This window comes from Enterobacter cloacae subsp. cloacae ATCC 13047, from assembly GCF_000025565.1.
Classification (GTDB): domain Bacteria; phylum Pseudomonadota; class Gammaproteobacteria; order Enterobacterales; family Enterobacteriaceae; genus Enterobacter; species Enterobacter cloacae.
Genome location: NC_014121.1, coordinates 12711 through 34161, shown reverse-complemented (window position 1 = coordinate 34161; position 21451 = coordinate 12711). Strand labels below are relative to the sequence as shown.

22 protein-coding genes, 1 pseudogene and 1 other annotated feature are annotated in these 21451 nt (G+C 55.8%); of the genes and pseudogenes, 8 read left to right on the top strand and 15 right to left on the bottom strand.

The features are described 5' to 3' along the window. The 4 genes from ilvB to ECL_RS00155 all read right to left on the bottom strand — a co-directional run bounded on the left by ilvB (position 1) and on the right by ECL_RS00155 (position 3389). Positions 1-1689, bottom strand: a complete 1689-nt coding sequence (ilvB, locus tag ECL_RS00175) for an acetolactate synthase large subunit (protein WP_013094808.1) — start codon at positions 1687-1689, stop codon at positions 1-3. A 104-nt stretch (positions 1690-1793) separates the two neighbouring features. Next, positions 1794-1892, bottom strand: coding sequence for an ilvB operon leader peptide IvbL (gene ivbL / locus ECL_RS00170; protein WP_071830013.1), 99 nt, complete (start codon positions 1890-1892; stop codon positions 1794-1796). A 107-nt stretch (positions 1893-1999) separates the two neighbouring features. Continuing rightward, positions 2000-2479: an Hcp family type VI secretion system effector gene (locus ECL_RS00165; protein ID WP_013094807.1), complete on the bottom strand. Its 480-nt coding sequence runs from the start codon at positions 2477-2479 to the stop codon at positions 2000-2002. 205 nt (positions 2480-2684) lie between these two features. After that, positions 2685-3389 carry a hypothetical protein gene (locus ECL_RS00155; RefSeq protein ID WP_044159045.1) on the bottom strand — a complete coding sequence of 235 codons (705 nt, stop codon included), beginning with the start codon at positions 3387-3389 and terminating at the stop codon, positions 2685-2687. Positions 3390-4014: 625 nt separating this feature from the next. Here ECL_RS00155 and tisB point away from each other — a divergent pair. The 4 genes from tisB to emrD all read left to right on the top strand — a co-directional run bounded on the left by tisB (position 4015) and on the right by emrD (position 6871). Next, entirely contained in the window at positions 4015-4104 is a 90-nt protein-coding gene (gene tisB / locus ECL_RS00150) for a type I toxin-antitoxin system toxin TisB (protein WP_020684667.1), read from the top strand. A gap of 64 nt (positions 4105-4168) precedes the next feature. Continuing rightward, positions 4169-4615, top strand: a complete 447-nt coding sequence (locus ECL_RS00145) for a GNAT family N-acetyltransferase (protein WP_013094803.1) — start codon at positions 4169-4171, stop codon at positions 4613-4615. 62 nt (positions 4616-4677) lie between these two features. After that, positions 4678-5511: an EamA family transporter gene (locus ECL_RS00140; protein WP_013094802.1), complete on the top strand. Its 834-nt coding sequence runs from the start codon at positions 4678-4680 to the stop codon at positions 5509-5511. 175 nt (positions 5512-5686) lie between these two features. Further along, the gene (gene emrD, locus ECL_RS00135) at positions 5687-6871 is read left to right on the top strand and encodes a multidrug efflux MFS transporter EmrD (RefSeq protein ID WP_044159577.1); all 1185 of its coding nucleotides are present in this window, start codon (positions 5687-5689) and stop codon (positions 6869-6871) included. Here the strand turns inward: emrD and ECL_RS00130 are convergent. Further along, positions 6774-7862 carry a glycoside hydrolase family 5 protein gene (locus tag ECL_RS00130; protein ID WP_013094800.1) on the bottom strand — a complete coding sequence of 363 codons (1089 nt, stop codon included), beginning with the start codon at positions 7860-7862 and terminating at the stop codon, positions 6774-6776. The two genes, emrD and ECL_RS00130, sit on opposite strands and share 98 nt — an antisense overlap. 84 nt (positions 7863-7946) lie before the next feature. Beyond that, entirely contained in the window at positions 7947-8873 is a 927-nt protein-coding gene (gene dsdC, locus ECL_RS00125; protein ID WP_013094799.1) for a DNA-binding transcriptional regulator DsdC, read from the bottom strand. 294 nt (positions 8874-9167) lie between these two features. Here dsdC and ECL_RS00120 point away from each other — a divergent pair. Then, positions 9168-9395, top strand: a pseudogene (locus ECL_RS00120) (GntT/GntP/DsdX family permease); the annotation flags it as partial. 17 nt (positions 9396-9412) lie between these two features. Continuing rightward, positions 9413-10699: a D-serine ammonia-lyase gene (gene dsdA, locus ECL_RS00115; RefSeq protein WP_013094797.1), complete on the top strand. Its 1287-nt coding sequence runs from the start codon at positions 9413-9415 to the stop codon at positions 10697-10699. Positions 10700-10731: 32 nt separating this feature from the next. On the opposite strand, the gene ECL_RS00110 is transcribed toward dsdA, so the two are convergent. From ECL_RS00110 to ECL_RS00095, 4 genes are all read right to left on the bottom strand, one after another. Beyond that, complete coding sequence (locus ECL_RS00110; protein WP_013094796.1) at positions 10732-11079, bottom strand: DUF202 domain-containing protein; 348 nt, start codon at positions 11077-11079, stop codon at positions 10732-10734. Beyond that, entirely contained in the window at positions 11069-11416 is a 348-nt protein-coding gene (locus ECL_RS00105) for a YidH family protein (RefSeq protein ID WP_013094795.1), read from the bottom strand. The genes ECL_RS00110 and ECL_RS00105 overlap by 11 nt, the downstream gene beginning before the upstream one ends. 92 nt (positions 11417-11508) lie before the next feature. After that, the gene (locus ECL_RS00100; RefSeq protein ID WP_013094794.1) at positions 11509-12831 is read right to left on the bottom strand and encodes a 6-phospho-alpha-glucosidase; all 1323 of its coding nucleotides are present in this window, start codon (positions 12829-12831) and stop codon (positions 11509-11511) included. Then, positions 12828-14450 (bottom strand): alpha-glucoside-specific PTS transporter subunit IIBC, encoded by a 1623-nt coding sequence (locus tag ECL_RS00095; protein WP_013094793.1) that lies wholly within the window; start codon positions 14448-14450, stop codon positions 12828-12830. The genes ECL_RS00100 and ECL_RS00095 overlap by 4 nt, the downstream gene beginning before the upstream one ends. Before the next feature lie 222 nt (positions 14451-14672). Here ECL_RS00095 and ECL_RS00090 point away from each other — a divergent pair, with 222 nt between their 5' ends. Then, a complete protein-coding gene (locus ECL_RS00090; protein ID WP_013094792.1) occupies positions 14673-15419 on the top strand; it encodes a GntR family transcriptional regulator in 747 nt (248 codons plus the stop codon). On the opposite strand, the gene ECL_RS00085 is transcribed toward ECL_RS00090, so the two are convergent. The 3 genes from ECL_RS00085 to ibpA all read right to left on the bottom strand — a co-directional run bounded on the left by ECL_RS00085 (position 15387) and on the right by ibpA (position 18188). Then, on the bottom strand, positions 15387-17048 hold the full coding sequence (locus ECL_RS00085) for a putative transporter (RefSeq protein WP_013094791.1): 1662 nt from the start codon (positions 17046-17048) through the stop codon (positions 15387-15389). The genes ECL_RS00090 and ECL_RS00085 overlap by 33 nt on opposite strands. 164 nt (positions 17049-17212) lie before the next feature. Next, positions 17213-17641, bottom strand: coding sequence for a small heat shock chaperone IbpB (ibpB, locus tag ECL_RS00080; protein ID WP_013094790.1), 429 nt, complete (start codon positions 17639-17641; stop codon positions 17213-17215). 136 nt (positions 17642-17777) lie between these two features. Then, positions 17778-18188 carry a small heat shock chaperone IbpA gene (gene ibpA / locus ECL_RS00075; RefSeq protein WP_006177605.1) on the bottom strand — a complete coding sequence of 137 codons (411 nt, stop codon included), beginning with the start codon at positions 18186-18188 and terminating at the stop codon, positions 17778-17780. Next, positions 18182-18254, bottom strand: a sequence feature (ROSE (Repression Of Heat Shock gene Expression) occurs in the 5'-region of heat shock genes and acts as an RNA thermometer to modulate expression.). Its footprint overlaps the gene before it by 7 nt. Before the next feature lie 248 nt (positions 18255-18502). On the opposite strand from ibpA, the gene ECL_RS00070 reads away from it, so the two are divergent. Further along, positions 18503-18835, top strand: a complete 333-nt coding sequence (locus tag ECL_RS00070) for a YceK/YidQ family lipoprotein (RefSeq protein WP_044159037.1) — start codon at positions 18503-18505, stop codon at positions 18833-18835. Here the strand turns inward: ECL_RS00070 and ECL_RS00065 are convergent. Together ECL_RS00065 and ECL_RS00060 are read right to left on the bottom strand one after the other, a co-directional pair. Beyond that, the gene (locus tag ECL_RS00065) at positions 18832-20061 is read right to left on the bottom strand and encodes a YidR family protein (RefSeq protein ID WP_013094788.1); all 1230 of its coding nucleotides are present in this window, start codon (positions 20059-20061) and stop codon (positions 18832-18834) included. The two genes, ECL_RS00070 and ECL_RS00065, sit on opposite strands and share 4 nt — an antisense overlap. Before the next feature lie 50 nt (positions 20062-20111). Continuing rightward, positions 20112-21449: an MFS transporter gene (locus ECL_RS00060; protein ID WP_164928053.1), complete on the bottom strand. Its 1338-nt coding sequence runs from the start codon at positions 21447-21449 to the stop codon at positions 20112-20114. Positions 21450-21451: the final 2 nt, after the last annotated feature.

The window sequence follows — 21451 nt, the reverse complement described above, 5'->3', positions numbered from 1 at the left end:
TTATTCCCCCACCATCTCAGTATTTGCCGCACCCGGCGGCACCATCGGATACACTTTTTGTTCAGGGTCGATACGGACGTGGATCAGCGCCGGGCCCGGACGAGAGATCGCCGCCTGCAGCGCTGCGTGGGCGTCCTCTTCTGCGTTCAGATCGCAGGTATGCAGGCCAAAACCGGCGGCAATCTGCATAAAGTTAATCATCCCCGGATAGGTTGCCGCAAACACTCCCTGCTTGTAGAACAGGCTCTGCTGCTGGTGTACCAGCCCCAGCGCCTCGTTGTTCATCAGGATGATTTTAACGTCTAACTGATTTTCGGCCGCGGTGGCCATCTCCTGAATGTTCATCATCAGGCTGCCGTCACCGGAGAAACAGATCACCTTGCGGTCCGGGTTCGCCAGCGCCGCACCCACTGCCGCAGGCAGACCAAAGCCCATGGTTCCCAGGCCGCCGGAGGTCAGCCACTGACGCGGACGGTTCAGCGGATAGGCCTGGGCGGTCCACATCTGGTGCTGCCCAACGTCGGTGGTAATAATCGCGCTGTCGTCCACGCAGGCGGCCACGGCGTTAATCAGCCCGTAGTGGCTCAGCGGGTCGCCTTCGGTTGGGATCGCGCCCGGGAACTCGCGTTGCAGATCCGCCACCATCTGACGCCAGTCGGCGCGATCAGTTGCGTCCGTTTGCGGGATCAGCTGTGCCAGCACGTCGGCCACGTCTCCCTGAATCGCCACGTGCGGTTGTTTGATTTTACCCAGCTCGGCGCGGTCGATATCCACGTGAATGATTTTTGCGTTCGGGCAGAACTGCTCGGTTTTACCAATCGCCCGGTCATCAAAACGCGCGCCCATCACAATCAGCAAATCCGCCTCTTGCAGGATGTAGTTAGTGCTGCGCGCGCCGTGCATGCCCAGCATTCCTAATGACAGCGGGTGTGCTTTGGGCAGCATGCCGAGCGCCATCAGGGTCATGGTGGTAGGCAGGTTGGCTTTTTCAGCGAACTGACGGATTTCATCTGCGGCGTTGATTGCCCCGCCGCCCAGATAGAGCACCGGACGTTTAGCGGCGTTGATCATGGCCGCGGCATCGCGCACGCTCTCAGCGCTGAATTCTGGCGCGGGTGCTCGCTCGCCCGGCTCCGGCAGGACGTCGATCTCAATTTCTGCGGTCTGGACATCCTTAGGAATGTCTATCCACACCGGGCCTGGACGACCGGACTGCGCAATGCGGAACGCATAGCTGATAACCTGAGGAAGCTCGGTAATATCGCGAACTAAATAGTTATGTTTGGTGATGGGGATAGAGATGCCGTAGGTATCCACTTCCTGGAACGCATCGGTACCGATCATTGAGGACGGCACCTGGCCGGTAATGCAAATCAGCGGAATGGAGTCGAGACGCGCGTCGGCGATGGCGGTTACCAGGTTGGTCGCCCCCGGACCGCTACAGGCCATACAGACTGCCGGTTTACCCTGCGTACGCGCCATGCCCTGAGCGATAAAACCCGCTCCCTGCTCGTGACGCGCCAGCACGTGGCGGATCTGCGTGCTTTGGCTTAACGCGTCATACAGCGGCAGCACCGTACCGCCCGGAATACCCGCAACCGTGGTAATGCCCTGTCGTTCCAGTAAATGAACAATCAGCTGCGCGCCCGTAAAACGCGTCTTGGTGGATGTTGTGCCCGAACTTGCCATGCTCCAGTCCTTTTATGGGCCGACTTTCCGGGGAGGGGTCCTAAACGAAAAACCCCGCCCGGTTTGCGCCGGCGGGGTTTTGGATTCGTGTGTTGATCCAGTCCCTACGGCGCATTGCCGACGACCACCACCACACGCACGACGACCACTGCGGCTGGTTGCGCAGTTTTTAGTAGGGTCGCGGTGTTCATGGATGCAGTCATGGGGGACCTGTGTTTGGAATCATTGATTGAATTTATACAAACACAGGTTTTCGGGCGTGACAATGGAAATATTTTCATCTGCGCAAAAATGCGTCAGGGATCACGTTTTAGTATGTTGCTCGCTCATTCCAGGCGTCACTATAGATGACATTTCCGTCGCAATGTTTCCAGGTGATTTTCTCATAGCGTATGAGAACCGTTTCGAGGTGTGTTCCGGTGTTGGCACCTGGATACAAATCGGGTGTAATAGAAGTTATTTTTACATTCTCCATAATGATATTAAAATACTCCTGCTCTAAACCAGCCTCATTAATCTGATACATCTTTATGGTGGCTGACTGAAGCGTTCTCCCCGTACTCAACGCCCGAAATAAAAACGGAGTGACACGATCAAATTCCTTCTGGAACATGACGGGCATATGTATGCGCGTGCCCGTCAATTTCCCGGTATTCCCGTCGACCGGGATATTGACATTATGAGTGAACGATTTAAGTTCAATTGCGCCTTCACGCCCTGACACCAGGCAGGGACCTACCATTGGCGAACCATTTTCATCTGTCAGAAACAAATAAGCCGGATTTGACATACAAACTCCTTTTTATAAAACTCAATCGTACTTATCAAAGCGGCCGAAAATTATCGGATGAACAATAATAAATACGACGATAGCAATGAATGTTAATAATACCCAGTGGTTGGGCACCAGCCAGAGAAACAAAGAGGCGCAAGCAAAAATATAAACGGGGAATAAAACATCTGTAAAAAGAATGGATAGCAGACTCTTAAACATGCTATTTATCCTTTAAGTCGTTATAGATAGCATCAAAATCCTTGTAGAATCCCGTTTGCACTTTCTTAATGATTTCAGCCAGGAATGGTTCAAAAAAGTAGTAAAGCATCTCCAGTTGTGCGGCATAAAGGGTGGCGTAATAATTAGGATCCAACACTTTCAGACGACGGGCAGCAAGAGCGCACTTCTGGTCCGTACCCATCAGCTGCAGAGCCATAACAACATTGGGTACACGGCGCGCAAGCCGTTCGACGACGATCTCTGAAAGTAAGCCGGATTCCGAAAGGGATTTGGCCAGCGTCCATGCTATCGCTAAACGCGCTGCCTTGCTTGCTGGGATGTTGTTAACAAGGCCGGTTACGTTTGAATCCGTCTTGCGAACGCGATTTTTTTCATTCCCATTTTCAGAATCAGTCATAATGCTTTCAAAATAAAGATAGAGCATGTGTGCTATTACATTGCGATAACGGTAAATAGACACAATTGAGAGGTACATCCTTTTTTCTTCTGAGAGTAACTCTTCACACACATCGTGATAGCTGGGGATTAAGCATGATGAATACCAACTAACACGCTCCATTCCTGAGTAGATATCAGAACCGATCCCCTTTAATGCTTTCCATGTCCCAGCAACGCCTTGTTGTCCATAAATAGCTAACTGCCTGTCGCTCTGGAACTTCATCTTCAAGTAATCAGATGCTTGCATAACGTATCCATACTGTTTTTATGGTTATATGAATATACGTTGAAAAACCGGGCAATTCAAATCCGTTAATTTTATTTAAATACTCATTCACGTTAAAAATAAACAGACTTAATTTTATTTAAAAAATCTATATTTAAGGATTATTAACTGAAACATTAATATGTACCTTATTTCTGCCGGGTACGTTGTCAATAAATCAACTGGCATCCCGTTCTGTACAGAAAGCAGAAAACAAAAAACCCCGCCGGAGCGAGGTTTTTTCAGGGTTTTGCGGTTGGTTGCCGCAGAACACACTGTGTTACGTCAACGCACGAAGTATATGCGATCGAAGACGAACGCGCAATTCCGGCACGGATTTTGACGTTTTTGAGTATGGAATGGGTTTCGAATTTTGTCCACAAAATACTGTTCATGCATACAGTATTTATCTATACTGAGGATGTTCGCAGTGAGCGAGGGGGCCGCAGTTCTACCGGCGCAACGAAGTCCTGGCTGAAACGGGTGGTGCCGTCAGTGCCTTAACCCTCTGAAGTGAGCACACTGTGTTACGTCAATCGAGATGCTGGCAACAGGCGGCGGAAAGGTACGCCAGCATCGTGCTCCTTTTTACCAAAAGGAGACGCGTATGAGCGTAGTGGATATGGTGATACTTATCCTCAAACTCATTGTTGCTGTTCTGCAACTGCTTGATGCTGTCCTGAAATACCTTCGGTGATTCAGGTTCAAGTCGCACCTGAGAGGGGCGGGCAACCGCCCCTCTTTAATAACGAGGGAATGCTATGTCGCGTCTGTTAATTGAACCCATCACGCCGGAAGAGCCCGGGTATATCGCGCTGAAAGCCGAAAGCATCGCGGCGAATTTCAATATGCTGCGCAGGCTGGAAGAGAACTGGCAGCGTGGTGAAAACCGCTTTAACGCGCCGGGTGAAAAGCTGCTGGGTGCCTTTTTAAACGGCAAGCTGGTGGGCGTCTGCGGCCTTAACCGCGATCCGTTCAGCCAGCAGCCGCGTGCCGGACGTATTCGCCATCTTTATGTCAGCGAGAAGTGCCGCGGTCTGGGCATTGGTAAACAGCTGTTAACGGTGGTGATGGCCGATGCCAGCATCTGGTTTGATTTCCTCAATACCCATGCACCCGATACGGCCTGCGGCTTCTACCGTCGGGCAGGCTTCAGGCTGGTGTCAGACGAGCCACGGGTTACCCATCGTCTCTTTTGCGCGGTGTAGCTGGCTGGCGACATCAGGTCGTGAATGTTACAGTTGAGTGACAATTCACCGCCAAAGACGCCATGACCCTCTCCGTTTTCTGTATTTTGCTGTTCGCCGCACTGCTGCACGCCAGCTGGAACGCCATTGTCAAAGCCGGAACGGATAAGCTTTACTCGGCGATCAGCGTTAGCGGCTCCGCCACGCTCATTGCACTGGTTTTATTGCCATTTTCTCCTCAACCCTCCGTAGCCAGCTGGCCATTTTTAGTGGTCTCCTGCGCGCTGCAGGTGGTGTACACGGTACTGGTGGCGAAGACGTATCAGGTCTCAGACATGAGCCAGACCTATCCGCTGATGCGCGGAACAGCCCCACTGCTGGTGGCGCTGATCAGCGTGCTGGTGCTCGGGGATAGCCTCTCCTGGCTCGCCTGGGCGGGCATCGGGGTGATCTGCCTGTCGATCCTCGCGATGGCGATGAATGGCCGATTGCAGTCCCGCAAAGGGATCTGGCTGGCACTGCTGAACGCCTGCTTTATCGCCGGCTATACGCTGGTGGACGGAACGGGCGTACGTTTATCGGATACCGCGCTGGGCTATACGCTGTGGACCTTCTTTATGAACGGCTTCTGCCTGCTGTGCTGGGCAATGGTGGCGCGACGCCGCGAAGCTTCCAGCTACCTGCGTTTGCACTGGAAAAAGGGGTTGCTCGGTGGGGTGGGAACCATGGGCTCGTATGGCCTGGCCTTATGGGCGATGACGCAGGCTCCGCTGGCGGTTGTCGCTGCGCTACGTGAAACCTCCATACTCTTCGGTGCGCTGATCGCATTTGTGCTTTTAAAAGAAAAGGTTGCCGGTCTGCGTATCGCTGCCGCGTTGGGTATTGCAGCCGGTGCGATCCTGCTGCGTCTGGCGTAATTCACTGGCAACATTAGTTGCCGTTCTTGTTTACAAAACCTGCCTTAATCCTCTTCTTCATTCATCATGACAATGCTTAATTTGTCATCTCATTGTGGTAGATTCCTCGCGCATTTATGGGAATGCGTAGTCACTTATTCTTCATTTTTCTCTTTTGGCAAAAGTATTCAGCGACATGAAAAAACAAAGGAACGTTAACTTATTGTTGATGCTGGTGTTACTGGTGGCCGTCGGTCAGATGGCGCAAACCATCTACATTCCGGCGATTGCCGACATGGCAAAGGAACTCAACGTCCGCGAGGGCGCGGTACAAAGCGTGATGGCCGCCTACCTGCTGACCTATGGCGTTTCGCAGCTGTTCTACGGGCCATTATCCGACCGCATTGGCCGCCGTCCGGTCATTCTGACCGGCATGTGCATTTTCATGGTCGCGACGGTGATTGCTATTACCACCCATAGCCTGACCGTACTAATTGCCGCCAGCGCGCTGCAGGGGGTAGGCACGGGCGTCGGTGGGGTGATGGCGCGTACCTTACCGTGCGATATGTATCAGGGCACGCAACTCCGCCATGCCAACAGCCTGTTGAATATGGGTATTCTGGTCAGCCCGCTGCTGGCACCACTGATTGGCGGCCTGCTGGACACAATGTGGTCCTGGCGCGCCTGCTATGCCTTCCTGCTGGTGCTGTGCGTGATTGTCACCTTCAGTATGGCGCGCTGGATGCCGGAAACCCGTCCCCAGGACGCACCGCGCACGAAGCTTCTCGCCAGTTACAAAACGCTGTTCGGCAACGGGGCTTTAACCTGTTATCTGCTGATGCTGATCGGCGGTCTTGCGGGCATTGCGGTGTTCGAAGCCTGCTCCGGCGTACTGCTGGGAGCGGGGCTTGGCCTGAGCAGCATGGTGGTAAGTATTCTGTTTATCCTGCCGATCCCGGCGGCGTTCTTTGGGGCCTGGTTCGCCGGACGTCAGAACAAACGCTTCTCAACGCTGATGTGGCAGTCTGTTATCAGCTGCCTGCTGGCTGGCCTGATGATGTGGATCCCGGGTCTGTTTGGCGTAATGACCGTCTGGACGCTGCTGATCCCGGCGGCGCTGTTCTTCTTCGGCGCGGGGATGCTGTTCCCGCTTGCCACCAGCGGCGCCATGGAGCCGTTCCCGTTCCTCGCGGGTACGGCGGGTGCACTGGTGGGCGGTTTGCAAAACATCGGTTCCGGCGCGCTGGCCTGGCTCTCCGCCATGATGCCGCAAACCGGGCAGGCTAGTTTGGGTTTACTGATGACGCTGATGGGGCTACTGATTTTGCTGTGCTGGCTGCCGCTGGCGTCGCGTGTTCCCCACCACGAGCAGCCTGTTTAACCGCATGATGGCCCGGCTTCTCGCCGGGCTTTTCACACGCCGGGGCAATCATCGCCTCCAGCAGCGGCTCTGGCGCTGGCCGCCAGGCCCCCTCCTCTCCGTCATAAAACTGGAAATCGGCGTTAATCGCGTAGGGTATTTTCGCCTTTTGCAGCTCGCAGGCCATAAACGTGGCAAAGGCCATTTGCGACGCGGTGGGTGTAAAGCGGTTTGACTCCCCCACGCCCCAGCCCCCGACCCAGCTGACGTGTCCGGTTTTTTGTTGCCAGCGCAGCGCCGTCGCGATGCGATTGTGAATCGCCGCTTTCTCCGCCGCCATACCGGAGGTCCACGGGTATTTACCGTTATTTTTCAGCGGCCCCCACGGAAAGATATGCCACTCCGCCAGCAGAAAGTTTTGGCTGTGCGCAGGCAGCTTGAGGCTGGGGAGATCTTCGGGGGCCGCACGCAGGCGGGGAGCGATGAAGATCATCCGGTCCGCATCAATGCTGTGGATGACCTTAATGGTTTTCTCATACACCCGGTTGAGCGAGGCTGCGTTGTGGTTGAGCTTGTCCGCAGGCTCATAAATCAGGTCAAAGCCCAGCAGCGGCGAACGTTTGCCGAAATAGTGCGCCACGGCAATCCACCAGTCGGTAACCTCTTTTTCGTTATCGGCTTTCGGATCGTTTTTATAGCTGTCCGCCTGATACGCGATAATCGGGATCACGCCGTACTGCTCGCAGGCTTCCACCAGCTTACGCAGGTGGATCAGCCGTGCTTCGGTCGGCTCATCGGCCACGCGAATACGCACATGGCTGATGCCTTTCGCGCGAAAGTCGCGTACCACCAGCGGGTCGAATTCCCGTATCCCGCGCTCGGTGCGCGCCCAGTCCACGTCCATACCCACACCCAGCTTTTGTGCATAAAGCGCAGCCGTCAGCGGCGGCTCGGCGGCTATCGCCCAGCCGGAAGAGAGAAGTAACGCGGTCGCAATAAGAGGCTTTAACACGGCTTACCCTGGATAAATCAAAAGCATTACCTGTATTTAGCACGCTTTTTTGTATTTGGTGTAGCGTCAAAGCGTAATAATTCTTCAGCCTGCCAGTTCTCTTAGCCAGCCAATAAAGGCGTCAATTTTCGGCCACTGACGGCCGGGAAGCGTTGAGATGTAATAGTGCTGATGGCATTTGAGGGTCTTGTTGCCAAACGGGGCGATAAGCTCGCCCCGCTCAAGGCGCTTTTGCACCAGCCGCTTTCTCCCCATCGCCACGCCCACATGATTCATGGCTGCCACTATCGCTAAATCGGAACGATCGAAGCCAATACCCGATGATGACGGCATATTCATCGCAAAATGCTGCGCCCAGCTGAGCCACTCATCCGTACCGGAATCATTACTCCAGGCCTGACGGTCGTGCAGTAACGTGCAGTGGCTGAGGTTATCGGGGTTTTTCAACAGCGCATGCTCGCGGGCATATGCGGGCGAGCAGACGGGCAAAATCTCCTCGTCCATCAAGAAATGATGAGAAAGGTAGTTTGGCGGCGTATCGTCGAAATAGATGGCCAGATCGATGCCGGTTCGCTGCATATTGACGTACTCATTGCCGGTGAGAATGGTGAGAGATATCGACGGATAACGGCGGGTAAAATCCCCCAGCATGGGGACGAGCCAGCACTGGGCGATTGACGGCCGGGAATACACCGTCAGCGTACCGGACAGCGCCTGGTTTTTAATATCCAGGATCTCCTGATTCAGGGTGTCGAGGGATGATTTTAGGGTCCAGTAAACGCGCTTTCCTTCCAGCGTTAGCTCAACTTTACGGTGCGAGCGGACAAACAGCTGAATGCCCAGCTCCTCTTCCAGCAGGTTAATGCGGTGGCTCACCGCGCTGGGGCTGAGCGACAGTTCCGCCGCCGCCAGCGCAAAGGATTCATGCCGGGCAGCCACTTCAAAAGTGTACATTTTTGACAGTTGCCAGCCATTTAGCAGCCGGTTTCTGACTTCATTCGCATCGGTCATCACAATTCTCACACGTTATTTCTGCGCCCAGCATACCGCCCAGGCATGAATTTATGTGAACCAACAGCGAAATAAGTGCGCTTTTTTGAGTTCAGTCACTCAGTTGATCCAATCTGGCTCACCTGAACGGCAATTTTTATCGTTTGTCAGCTCACGCCGTTTTTTCGTCCAATACCCACAGATGACATAAGGGTGAGGTGAGATATGGGATCGCCGGTCTGGGTTGTGGTAACGCTGCTTGTCAGCATTGTGTTGATTGTTTTAACCATCGTAAAACTGAAGTTTCACCCGTTTCTCGCGCCGATGCTGCCGCTCTACCCGAATGTAAGCCCGGAGATCATCACCATTGCCATCGGTTCCGGCGCTATTGGCTGCACGATCGTGACCGATTCGCTCTTCTGGCTGGTCAAGCAATACTGCGGCGCGACCCTGAATGAGACCTTCAAATACTATACGACGGCGACGTTTATCGCCTCGGTGCTTGCACTTGGCGGCACATTCCTGCTTTCTTTCATTATCTGAGCGCGACGAGACGTATTATGGAAAACGCAACTATCACTGCTTTAACCGCACAATTTCCTCTGGTTGAGGATCTGATGGCTCTGAAAGAGACCACGTGGCTTAACCCGCGAACCACTTCGCTTGCAGAAGGGTTGCCCTATGTCGGGCTGACCAAAGCCGACGTGGACGACGCGCATGCGCGCCTCAACCGCTTCGCGCCGTATCTGGCGAAAGCCTTCCCGGAAACCGCGGCAACGGGCGGGATTATCGAATCTGAGCTGGTTGCTATTCCGGCCATGAAAAAACGGCTGGAGAGAGAATCTGGCAAGGCTCTTCCCGGAACGCTGCTGCTGAAAAAAGACAGTCATCTGCCCATCTCCGGCTCGATTAAAGCGCGCGGCGGCATCTACGAGGTGCTGACCCACGCGGAAAAACTGGCGCTGGAAGCGGGATTGCTGAGCACTGAAGATGACTACAGCATCCTGCTGGAACCGCGCTTTAAAGACTTCTTTAGCCAGTACAGCATTGCGGTGGGTTCAACCGGCAACCTGGGAATGTCCATCGGCATCATGAGCGCACGCATCGGCTTTAAGGTGACGGTACATATGTCCGCCGACGCCCGCGAGTGGAAGAAAGCCAAACTGCGCAGCCATGGCGTTACCGTCGTGGAATATGAGCAGGATTATGGCGTGGCTGTGGAACAAGGGCGAAAAGCGGCGGAAAACGACCCGAACTGCTTCTTTATCGACGATGAAAACTCTCGCACCCTGTTCCTGGGCTATGCCGTTGCCGGCGAGCGCCTGAAGGCGCAGTTTGCCGAACAGGGCCGTGTGGTGGATGCAGAGCACCCGCTGTATGTCTATCTGCCGTGCGGCGTTGGCGGGGGGCCTGGCGGTGTGGCGTTTGGTCTGAAGCTGGCGTTTGGCGACAACGTTCACTGCTTCTTTGCCGAGCCCACGCACTCCCCGTGCATGCTGCTGGGAGTTTATACCGGCCTGCACGATGAGATTGCCGTGCAGGATCTGGGTATCGACAACGTGACGGCAGCGGACGGGCTGGCGGTCGGACGCGCGTCGGGCTTCGTCGGCCGCGCGATGGAACGTCTGCTCGACGGGTTCTATACCCTTTCCGATCAAAGCATGTACGACATGCTCGGCTGGCTGGCGCAGGAGGAAGGGATTCGTCTGGAGCCATCGGCGCTGGCGGGCATGGCCGGGCCGCTGCGTGTTCAGGCTGATGCCAACGTCACCCATCTCGTGTGGGCGACCGGCGGCGGCATGGTGCCGGAAGACGAGATGGCGAAGTATCTGGCGAAAGGGAAGTAATTATGCCGGGTGGCGGCTGCGCCTTACCCGGCCTACAGGTGCACAATTTGTTGAATGTGGGTTACCGCAAACAGCAGTGATAGCGACAGCACGGCCAGGGCGATGAGGAACTTATCCCGCACCGCCTTCGGCTGCACAAAATCGTCCTGCGCCACGTCCATCACGTTACGGCTGCGGGTATAGCGCCATAAAATGATGGCCACCAGCGCCAGCACAACCAGTGAGATCCAGAAGGGTAGCCCCGTGCGGTGCCAGTTGTGCTTAATCGCCAGGGCAATCAGCGCGCCATACCCCAGCAGCGTGCGCAGCCACGCCAGCGACGTCCGCTCCGGCTGCAGGCCGGGGTCCGCTTCGCGCCGCGCTTTGCGACTATCCGCCATACACCACCAGCACCATCACCACGCCCGCCACTGTCAGCAAAATCGCACTGATGATCAGTAACCCACGCGTATAGGGCAGATCCTGCTTCAGGCGCATCGCCTTTTCGTTACGCAGCCAGCGCAGATAGCCGTAAATCGCCAGTACGCCCGCAAACAGGCACAGCAACAGCGCCAGCACTTCACGAATCAACGGCGTGGCGAAATCGGGCGCGAGCTGATCAAGACCGACGCCGGCGGCCAGAAAGCCCAGCGCGGTACGGATCCACGCCAGATATGTACGTTCATTGGCCAGCGAGAAGCGGTAGTCCGGGGCTTCACCGAGGCGGGAAATTTTCATGAAGGCTCCTTGTCATGCTGCAGGCAGGCTTCAGCATAGCGTAAATCGGCCAGGACAAGGAGACCGGCATCAGGCGATGCCGGTCAGGAGGGTTAATGCAGTTCTGGCCAGTAATCCTTATTGGCCTCGATCAGGTCATCCAGAATCGCTTTCGCGACCGACGCGCTCGGTACGGTTTTTGACAGGGTGATTGCCTGCCAGAGTTTCTGGTACGAGCGTTGCTCCCAGGCATCCACCACCAGTTTTTCCACCGCCACCTGCTGGCTCATCAGCCCTTTCTGGAAGTGCGGGATATCACCCACGGTGAGCGGCTCTGGCCCGTTATGGCCCACCAGACACGGAATTTCCACCATCGCGTCGGCATCAAAATTATGAATGGCCCCGTTGTTTGGCACAATCAGCAGCATCCGCTCCTGGGTATTAAAGGCAATCGCCGTCGCCAGATCGACGATGTAGGAGGCATGTTCGTCGATCTCCAGCTCCCCGGCAGAGGATTTTCCGGCTTCTATAATCGCCCGGCACGAACTGAATACATGCTTCTCACGGTGATCCATAACTTCATTGGCGCGGGTCCGCTCCGGGTTGGCGTGCGCGACCACGTAGTCCGGGAAGAGGTAATACTTCAGATAGGTGTTTGGCATGGTATCTGGATCGAGCGCCTGCACGTCTTTGGCTTTGGCGAAGGTATCGTTCCAGCTCGCTTCGGTATGCGCATCTTCCGAAGGCGGAACATAGCCGTGTTTCGCCACGTATTCGCGCAGTTTCGGCATCAGATCGTTACCGTTCAGATCTTCAATCGATGTCCACCAGCCGAAGTGGTTCAGGCCGTAGTAACGCACGCGCATCTGTTTGCGGTCTTTCAGGCCGACAATCTGCGCCATGCGCCCTTCAATACCGATTGGCATATCGCAGATGTTGAGAATTTTGGCATGCGGACGCAGGCGGCGCGTCGCTTCCGCCACAATCGCCGCCGGGTTGGAGTAGTTCAGCATCCACGCGTTCGGGGAGTACTGCTCCATATAATCCACCAGTTCCAGTACGCCGCCGATGGAGCGCATGCCGTAAGAGATCCCACCCGGGCCGCAGGTTTCCTGACCCAGCACACCGTGACGCAGCGGAATTTTCTCGTCTTTTTCGCGCATCGGGTATTTGCCCACGCGGATGTGCGCCATCACGAAATCCACATCGGTAAACGCCGCTTTTGGATCGGTGGTGTAACTAAACTCAATCTCCGGTGCCTGTTCCTTAAGGATAATTTTGCACGCCTCGGCGATGGTTTCCTGACGTGCGCCATCGTTGTCATAAAACTTCAGGGCACGCAGCGGGAAACGGTCACGGTTGGCTAACAGCATCAGGACGATACCAGGCGTAAAGGTGCTGCCGCCGCCTGCAATGACAACTGAGAATTTTTTCATGATATAGCCTCTGTCAGGGTGGTTTGTTCATTCGTTAAAGGGGTTTTCATCAGCGATTCCAGCTGGTCGCGCACCTGCGGAACGTGCAGGCCAACGATCACCTGTATGCCGTTGCCGCGTCGCACTACGCCGTGTGCGCCGAGGGCTTTGAACACCTCATCGCTTTGGGTTTGCGCCATGTCGACCAGCGCGATACGCAAGCGGGTGGCGCAGTTGTTGATGCTTTCGATGTTGGCCGCGCCGCCCAGCGCCTGCAGGAATCCGGCGGCTTGGCCGACCTGCTGGCTGGCGGCAGCCGGGGCGGTGGTTTGTCCGCGCGCCGCCTTATAGTCGGCCTTGCTGTAGAGTTTGATTTCACTCTCTTCACGACCCGGGGTTTTGAGGTTCAGACGCTCAATCAGCGTTTTGAAGACCACGAAGTAAAGGCCGGTAAAGCAGACGCCGATGCCGATCTGGGTGAATACCGTTGAAGCGTGGTTATGGAACATGGGGATCCAGTTTTGCGGCAGGAACTGGTCCAGCAGGCCACCGCCCATGTTGCCCACCACGCCAAAGGTGTACATCACCGTCGCCATGGTGGCCGCCAGTACGGCGTGAATGGCAAACAGCAGCGGCGAAATAAACAGGAAAGTAAACTCCAGCGGTTCGGTAATCCCCACCAGCACGGCGGTAAGCGTGGCCGGGATCAGCAGGCCCGCGACCTTGACGCGGTTTTCTGGTGAGGCGGTGTACCAGATCGCCAGCGCAATCCCGACCGATCCAAACACCTTAGCGTTACCGTGCAGCGCGAAACCACCTTCCGGGAACAGGGTTTTCAGCGGCAGCGTGCTCTGGCTGAACGCCTGAAGATGCTGCGCCCAGTAGACCTGAATCCCGCCCTCAACGGCGGCCGGGCCAAAGATAAACGGACCGTAGACGAAGTGGTGCAGCCCGGTTGGGATCAGAATGCGTTCCAGGAAGGTATACACCCAGACGCCGAGCGCACCGGCGGAGCGTAAGAACGCCTGCAGGGACTCAATGCCCATCTGCACTTTCGGCCAGCCCAGCAGCGTCAGCCAGGCGCAGGGGATCATGACGAAAAACGCGATAATCACCACAAACGAGGTGCCCTGGAAAATGCCCAGGAAAACCGGCAGTGGTTTCTCGAAAAAGCGGTTATGGATCGCAGTGACAATACCGGAAATCGCAATCGCCCCAATAATGCTGGTATCAAGGGTTTTGATCCCGGCAATCATCGCCAGCCCGCTTCCCGCCGTCGGTTCGGCGGAAAAGTCGACGCCAAAGAAGTGGCCCCAGGTCATCCCCATCGCGTTGATGAAGTAGTTCCAGGTCAGGAAGCTGATCAGCACCGCCAGACAGGCGCGGCCCTGCGCCTGTTTCGCCAGACCAATCGGTAAGCCAACGGCAAAAATCAGCGGCATATTGCGGAACACCGCCCAGCCGCCCTCTTCAATGATGTGCACGATCTGCGCGAACAGATTATCAGGAGCCGTTAAGGCTTCGCCCACGAAAAGCGGATTACGAAGCATGATGGCGATTCCCACCACGATCCCGGCAAAGGGAAACAGCAACACCGGGGTAAACATGGCACCACCAAAACGTTGTATTTGACTGAGCATCTTTAAATCCTCACGTAACAACCTGTAGGGGAGAGAGGCCTTTATGGTTTTGTGCTGGCCTGAGGTGAGCATAAGAAGTTACTGATGCGCGAACATGGCGTGCCGCTGCGATTCGTGATCGCATTCATGGTTTTATTTTGACCAATCAGGTCTACTTTTCGCTGTAAATATGGACATGTCAGGATGCAATCCACGCCCTGATACGGGCAGAGAGGTCTACTGGTGATCTACAAATCTATTGCCGACCGATTACGGCTACGGCTGAATTCATCGGACTACAACATCGGCAGCCCCATTCCGGGTGAGAAAGCGCTGGCGCAGGAGTTTGGCGTGGCGCGCATGACCATTCGCAAGGCGCTGGATCTGCTGGTGAGTTGGGGGCTGGTTGAGCGGCGGCACGGCAGCGGGACGTTTGTAGCACGCAAAGATGTGCACCATGAAACCACCAACCTCACCGGGCTGGTGGAGGTACTGCGTCAGCAGGGCAAAGAGGTACAGAGCAAGGTGTTGCAGTTTGAAGTGATGCCCGCCCCGCCCGCCATCGCCAGCCAGCTGCGGATCCAGGTGGATGAGCGGATCTACTTTTCCCGCCGGGTGCGCTACGTGGACGGAAAACCGCTGATGCTGGAGGACAGCTTTATGCCCGTGAAGCTGTTTCGCAACCTCTCGCTGGCGCATCTGGAAGGGTCAAAGTTTGATTACATCGAGAAGGAGTGCGGAATTACAATCAGCGGCAATTACGAGAGCCTGACGCCGGTACTGGCCGATAAACAACTCGCTGGTTACATGAACCTGCCGGAGCAAACGCCGCTGCTGCGTATTACCTCTCTCTCCTACAGCGACAGCGGCGAGTTCCTTAACTATTCCGTGATGTTCCGAAATACCAGTGATTACCAGGTGGACTACCATCTGCGGCGCATCCACCCGGACGACCTGCTAACTCATCCCCCAGAACAGCACCGCCAGTAGCTGCGGGGTGATGATGCGCAGGAACATGACCAGCGGATAGACCGTAGCGTACGACAGCGCCGCCGCGCCGCTGGTGGCGTGCAGGCTATTGGCAAAGGCCAGCGCCGGTGGATCCGTCATCGACCCCGCCAGCATGCCGCACAGCGTCAGATAGTTCATTTTAGCGAACATTCGCGCCAGTATGCCGACCGTCAGCAGCGGGATCGCGGTGATGAAGATGCCATAGCCGACCCAACTCATCCCTTCCCCCCTGACCAGCGTATCGACAAAATCGCCACCGGATTTTAGCCCGACGACCGCCAGAAACAGCACAATGCCCAGCTCGCGCAGCGCCAGGTTGGCGCTCGGCGGCATAAACCAGTAGAGCTTACCGACACAGCCGATTCGCCCGAGGATCAGCGCCATAATCAGCGGCCCGCCCGCCAGACCCAGCTTGAGGGCCACCGGGAACCCCGGTATATACAGCGGAATGGAGCCAAGCAGCACGCCCAGCCCGATACCGATAAACACCGGCAGCATTTGTACCTGCTGCAGTTTTTGCTGAGCGTTACCGACCATATCCGCCACGGCGTCAATGGACGACGGACGCCCGACCAGGTTAAGAATATCGCCGAACTGCAGGCTGGCTTCCGGGCTGGCCACCAGTTCAACACCGGCGCGATTGAGACGAGAGATAACCACGTCGTAACGTTCTTTTACCTGCAAATCGCGTATTTTCTTGCCCAGAACGTGCTCGTTAGTTACCACCACACGCTCCACGCGCATGTCGGTGCCGCGGGTAGAGAGCGAGGTATCCACTTCCTGACCAATCACCAGCCGCGCGTTGTTTAAATCCCCGGGCTGCCCGACAAGGTGCAGCAGATCGCCTTGCCGGATAATGGTGCCAGGCGCGGGCACCATCAGCATTTCGTCACGTTTCAGGCGCGAGCAGATAATATTGGCGCTGTTCAGGATCGGCACGTCCTGAATCGCCATGTTGTTCAGATTGGGGTTATCGACGCGGATGTTGATGGTTTTGATCGGCATATGGCCGTTGGTAAGCGTGGTTTCGTGGTCCTTCGCCTCTTTGTCGACGTTAATGCGAAAGAGCACCCGAACCAGCCACATGGAGAGCAGAATGCCGCAAATCCCGAACGGATAAGCCATCGCATAGCTCATCCCCATCTGGTCGACAATGCCGGGTTCGATACCTAAATCGCGCAGGATTTGCTGGCCCGCACCCAGCGCGGGCGTGTTAGTCACGGCCCCGGAGAAAATGCCCAGCACCACGGGCAGCGGAATTGCGAAGAGTTTATGCAGGATAGCGGTGACCAGCCCGCCCATTACGACGATGCCGAGGGCAAACAGATTGAGGCGTAATCCGGAAACCCGCAATGAGGCGAAAAAGCCCGGCCCGACCTGAATGCCTATGGTATAGACGAAGAGGATCAGGCCGAACTCCTGCGTAAAGTGGAGCATATCGGCGCTGAGAACCAGCCCGAGTTTGTCAGCAAAGTGTCCGACAAAAATGCCGCCAAACAGCACCCCACCGATCCCAAACCCGACGCCACGGATTTTGATGTTGCCAATCCATAATCCAACAACAGCGACCAGGGCCAACACGCTGACGGTTAACGCGATATCACTCATGATCCACTTCCTTGCATAACCTTAGTTATGTTAAGGATTCTCTCAGAGGTGAAGGGCGTTGTATGGGTGATGGCGCACAAAAAAGCCCTGCCGGGGCAGGGCTTTAACTTTTCACCCTCTCCCTGTGGGAGAGGGCTGGGGTGAGGGCACCAGCCCGCACAGCATTAACTGTTCAGCGCCGGCCGCTCGCTAATGGCGATACGCTGTGGCGCGATGGCTTCCGGCACGTTACGGACCAGGTCAATATGCAGCAACCCGTTGGTAAAGGTCGCGCCGGAGACTTCCATATGATCTGCCAGGGTAAAGCTCAGGCTAAACGGCTGAGTCACCAGCCCCTGATGCAGCCATTTGGTCTCGGTTTCTTGTTTTTCCGGCGACCCTTTCACGGTCAGACGCGTGCCTTCGAGCTGGATATCCAGATCGTCCTGGCGGAACCCGGCCAGCGCCAGCGTGATGCGATAGTGGTTATCGTCGCTTTTTTCGATGTTGTACGGCGGAAACGTCTGGTGCTCAGTGGTGCTTTGCAGGGCGTTAGCCAGTTTGTCAAAACCAATCCACTGACGCAGCAGGGGGGATAAATCGTAGTTACGCATACTAAATCTCCTTCTGAGAAGCGAGTTCGGCACAGTTTATTTTTGTGCACAGTTGTTCCTGCAAATCCTGGTGGATTCGCATATGCTCCCGGTTCGGCAAGCAATTCTGAGTGGGCCGCTGACGCGACCCGCGGCATTAATTAATTTCGATACGGCGCGGTTTTTTCTCTTCCGGAATCACACGTTCCAGCTCGATAAACAGCAGACCGTTGACCAGGTTCGCGCCTTTAACGTGAATGTTCTCAGCTAACTGGAACTTGCGTTCAAAGTTGCGCTCGGCAATGCCCTGGTAAAGGTAGGTACGTTCTTTCTGCTCAGCCGTATGTGAACCTTTCACCACCAGCAGGTTGTCCTGCGCGGTGATCTCCAGTTCGCTCTCTGCAAAACCGGCGACAGCAATCGCAATGCGGTAGTGGTTTTCATCAACCAGCTCAACATTGTATGGAGGGTAGCCGTTGCTCTGGCTTTGGTTATTTTCTAAATGATTAAACAGGCGGTCAAAACCAATTGCAGAACGGTATAGCGGGGAAAGATCGAAGTTACGCATAAATAAAAGCTCCTGAAATCAGCGAGAAATTTTAGCCTTCCACCATGGACAGGCCATTGCGCCCCCGAACACCCATCAGGCGTGCTCGTTATCGGGTTACATTCTTAAAATGGGTCTGGAAACGGTGTTTTCAACCGCGACGTTCGCACTTTTTTTTGCACTTTTGAGCTTCTCGCTTAGACTGGGACAACAGCACAAAGGGTTAAATTGCGATGGCTGCCACAGTGCGGGGTTATTGGGCTATTCATTTTCAACAAGGCTCGCTATAACCCAGAGTTGCAGGTCTATGCAGTGCCATTAACGATGACTGAGTGATGATGAAAAATGTTCTGATTAAGCTGACGACGTTCAGCGGGGTGGTTTTACTTTGCGGGTGTTCGAGCGTGATGTCTCACACCGGCGGTAAAGAAGGAACATATCCGGGGACGCGCGCAAGCGCGGCGATGATCTCCGATGATGACACGAACTGGGGCACCAAATCCCTGGTGATCCTCGATATGCCGTTCACGGCAGTGGCCGATACGCTTTTGCTGCCCTGGGATATGTTCCGCACGGACAGTTCCGTACGCTCGCGCGTTGAGAAAAGCGAGCAGCAAAATCTGGCAACCAACGCCGTTATCCCGCCCGCCGAGATGCCGCGACCCTAATCCTGTACGGTTTCCGTTAGCCACAGCTGGCGGAAACCCTCTTTCTCCTCCATCCATGCAATAGCGCGCCCGTTCGGGGAAAAGACGACCGCATCAGCAGACGGCGGATTGCCGTGATCGGACGTCAAAAACGTGACCTCTCCGGTCTGCGCGTCGCAGCAGGCGATACGATTTTCCAGCACAAATCCCAGACTGTCGCCCGAAGGATGCCAGTTGAATGCCGACTGGATACCGCTTTCGGTATGCGTTAACTGACGCGGCTCGCCCCCCTCCGGTGAGATCAGCCACAGCTGGACAATGCCGTTGTCATCACGCATCAGAAAAGCAATCTGCGTACCCTGCGGGTTGCTGCGCACCCAGTGGCGCGGCACGTTCACCAGCCCCGGATACGCCTTTTGATGGGTGAAAGTCAGACGGCGCTGCAGCACGCCAGCAGGCGGTGCTGGCATCGTCTCTGGCGTGCCCTGCAATGGCGCATCGCCTGCCTGTTTCCAGCCCTGCTCGTCTTTGGGCAGATCGACAATAAACAGTTCAGGCACTTTTTCGCCTTTCACAGACAGGGTATCGCCAATAAACGCCAGCCTGCCGTTGCCCACCCAGCCCTCTTCATAGGCGCGGTTGATCTCATCGCTGCCCGGCTGTGGGTTCGGCGTCGTGCGGCTTACCAGCACGCTCCAGAAGGTGCCCGGATATTCATGAGGATGGTTGCCCTGCGGGGTGACCGGGCCAAAGGGTGCGGCGACGCCAACGTTACGTAAATCGAGCTTTGGATCGCGCTCATGTAACACATGGTCGTTATAGGTGAAGCTGACGAACTGCCCGTTTGGGCTAAAGACGTGTACATGGCTGCCGCCACGGAGTGCGCCTGCGGTATAGGGCACGGTAATATCCATGGCATCGAGGTTGCTCGCCTGGCCGTTATGGACAATCACGCCCTGGCGATGGTGAAAATCGTATTGCCAGTCTGCATCCGGGTTTTTCGGGCCGTGGATAAAGACGTATTTGTCTTGTGCAGGATGAACGGTCACCACCCCGACATGCGCGCCGTGCTTGGCACGATAAATCACCTCAACCTCGCCCGTACTGACGTTTACCCGCTCAATGGTTTCGCCGGTGAACGATGCCCCGGACGGGCGCACATCGTAGACCAGCCACTGGCTGTCCGGTGTCCAGGTATTGGTATTGGTGAGCTGGTGGTTGCGGGAAGCAAAGGTGATTTGTTTCATGGGATACCCTGATGCGCAGTTATCGCATCAGGGTAAAACATCCGAAGGGATTAGCCTACTCGTTTCACGTCGCCGACCAGCAGGATGTAGGAGAGCGCGCCAATCAACGCCACGGCGGAGATGTAGACCAGGGCCGGGCCAAAGCCGTAGTCCTGCGCCAGGTAGCCGATGACCAGCGGCACAGTGATCCCACCGAGTCCACCGACGAAGTTGAACACACCACCGGTCAGGCCAATCAGACGCATCGGCGCCAGAGACGACACCAGCGACCAGGTGATAGAGGCAAAACCGTTGCCGAAGAACGCGAGCGCCATCAGGGTCATAATCCACACCGGATCGTTGGTGTAGTTGGCGCCCATGATACAGGTTGAGATCAGCAGCCCGCAGATAATCGGCGTTTTACGCGCAACACCTAATGAGACGCCTTTTTTGACCAGCTTATCCGCCAGCCAGCCCGAGAGCAGCACGCCAAAGAATGCGGCAAGGAACGGCACGGTGGTCATAAAGCCCGCCTTCAGCGCGGTAATCCCCTTTTCCTGGGTGAGGTAATTCGGGAACCAGGTCAGGAAGAACCACAGCGTCGACGTAACCGCAAACTGACCGAGATAAACCCCCACCAGCTTACGATGGAAGACCAGCTTCCAGTCCGCGCGGGTCAGCGGCTGACGCGCCTCTTTTTTCACTGGCGCATCGCCGTCTACCAGGCCGCCACCGTCGCGGATGTAGTCCAGCTCCGCTTTGGTGATATTTTTTGTCAGACGCGGCGGTTGATAGACCTTGAACCAGATCAGGGACCAGATAATGCCGATCCCACCGGTGACGATAAACACCCAATGCCAGCTTAGCAGCTCCTGGATCCAGATTAACAGCGGGGTCAGGAATGCCAGGCCGACAAACTGCCCGGAGGTGTAAAAGCCCACCGCAGAGGCACGTTCATGCTCCGGAAACCAGCTGGTGACCATACGGTTGTTGGTGGGGAACGCAGGTGCCTCGAAAACGCCGGTGATAGCACGCAGGCCAATCAGCGACATCAGCCCGGTCGCGAAGCCCTGGAACAGGGTCGCCACGGACCAGCCTAAAATGGCGATGAAGTAGGTCAGACGCGACCCCACGCGGTCGAGGAACCAGCCGCCCGGGATCTGGTAGAGCGTATAGAGCCAGGCGAACGCCGAGAAGACGTAGCCCATTTCCGCCTTGGTGATCCCAAACTCTTCCTGAATATGGGCCGAGGCCACAGCAAGGTTGGCGCGGTCAACATAGCAAATGACCACGGTAATAAAGATCATGATTAGCGTCAGGTAGCGGCGACGCCCGGTCTTTGTAGCAGTAACTGGAATATCCATCGCAATCTGTCTCCAGATTTTGGGCATAGCGAAGCCGCTCACCATGC

What these genes read in the sequence shown, in the direction of transcription:
- ibpB (WP_013094790.1), bottom strand. Translation starts at nt 17,641, where the DNA reads ATGCGTAACTACGATTTATCCCCCCTGCTGCGTCAGTGGATTGGTTTT.
- ECL_RS00145 (WP_013094803.1), top strand. Translation starts at nt 4,169, where the DNA reads ATGTCGCGTCTGTTAATTGAACCCATCACGCCGGAAGAGCCCGGGTAT.
- dsdC (WP_013094799.1), bottom strand. Translation starts at nt 8,873, where the DNA reads ATGACCGATGCGAATGAAGTCAGAAACCGGCTGCTAAATGGCTGGCAA.
- ilvB (WP_013094808.1), bottom strand. Translation starts at nt 1,689, where the DNA reads ATGGCAAGTTCGGGCACAACATCCACCAAGACGCGTTTTACGGGCGCG.
- ECL_RS00070 (WP_044159037.1), top strand. Translation starts at nt 18,503, where the DNA reads ATGATGAAAAATGTTCTGATTAAGCTGACGACGTTCAGCGGGGTGGTT.
- ECL_RS00155 (WP_044159045.1), bottom strand. Translation starts at nt 3,389, where the DNA reads ATGCAAGCATCTGATTACTTGAAGATGAAGTTCCAGAGCGACAGGCAG.
- ibpA (WP_006177605.1), bottom strand. Translation starts at nt 18,188, where the DNA reads ATGCGTAACTTCGATCTTTCCCCGCTATACCGTTCTGCAATTGGTTTT.
- ivbL (WP_071830013.1), bottom strand. Translation starts at nt 1,892, where the DNA reads ATGACTGCATCCATGAACACCGCGACCCTACTAAAAACTGCGCAACCA.
- tisB (WP_020684667.1), top strand. Translation starts at nt 4,015, where the DNA reads ATGAGCGTAGTGGATATGGTGATACTTATCCTCAAACTCATTGTTGCT.
- ECL_RS00110 (WP_013094796.1), bottom strand. Translation starts at nt 11,079, where the DNA reads ATGGCGGATAGTCGCAAAGCGCGGCGCGAAGCGGACCCCGGCCTGCAG.
- ECL_RS00165 (WP_013094807.1), bottom strand. Translation starts at nt 2,479, where the DNA reads ATGTCAAATCCGGCTTATTTGTTTCTGACAGATGAAAATGGTTCGCCA.
- ECL_RS00105 (WP_013094795.1), bottom strand. Translation starts at nt 11,416, where the DNA reads ATGAAAATTTCCCGCCTCGGTGAAGCCCCGGACTACCGCTTCTCGCTG.
- ECL_RS00065 (WP_013094788.1), bottom strand. Translation starts at nt 20,061, where the DNA reads ATGAAACAAATCACCTTTGCTTCCCGCAACCACCAGCTCACCAATACC.
- ECL_RS00085 (WP_013094791.1), bottom strand. Translation starts at nt 17,048, where the DNA reads ATGAGTGATATCGCGTTAACCGTCAGCGTGTTGGCCCTGGTCGCTGTT.
- ECL_RS00100 (WP_013094794.1), bottom strand. Translation starts at nt 12,831, where the DNA reads ATGAAAAAATTCTCAGTTGTCATTGCAGGCGGCGGCAGCACCTTTACG.
- ECL_RS00060 (WP_164928053.1), bottom strand. Translation starts at nt 21,449, where the DNA reads ATGGTGAGCGGCTTCGCTATGCCCAAAATCTGGAGACAGATTGCGATG.
- emrD (WP_044159577.1), top strand. Translation starts at nt 5,687, where the DNA reads ATGAAAAAACAAAGGAACGTTAACTTATTGTTGATGCTGGTGTTACTG.
- dsdA (WP_013094797.1), top strand. Translation starts at nt 9,413, where the DNA reads ATGGAAAACGCAACTATCACTGCTTTAACCGCACAATTTCCTCTGGTT.
- ECL_RS00095 (WP_013094793.1), bottom strand. Translation starts at nt 14,450, where the DNA reads ATGCTCAGTCAAATACAACGTTTTGGTGGTGCCATGTTTACCCCGGTG.
- ECL_RS00140 (WP_013094802.1), top strand. Translation starts at nt 4,678, where the DNA reads ATGACCCTCTCCGTTTTCTGTATTTTGCTGTTCGCCGCACTGCTGCAC.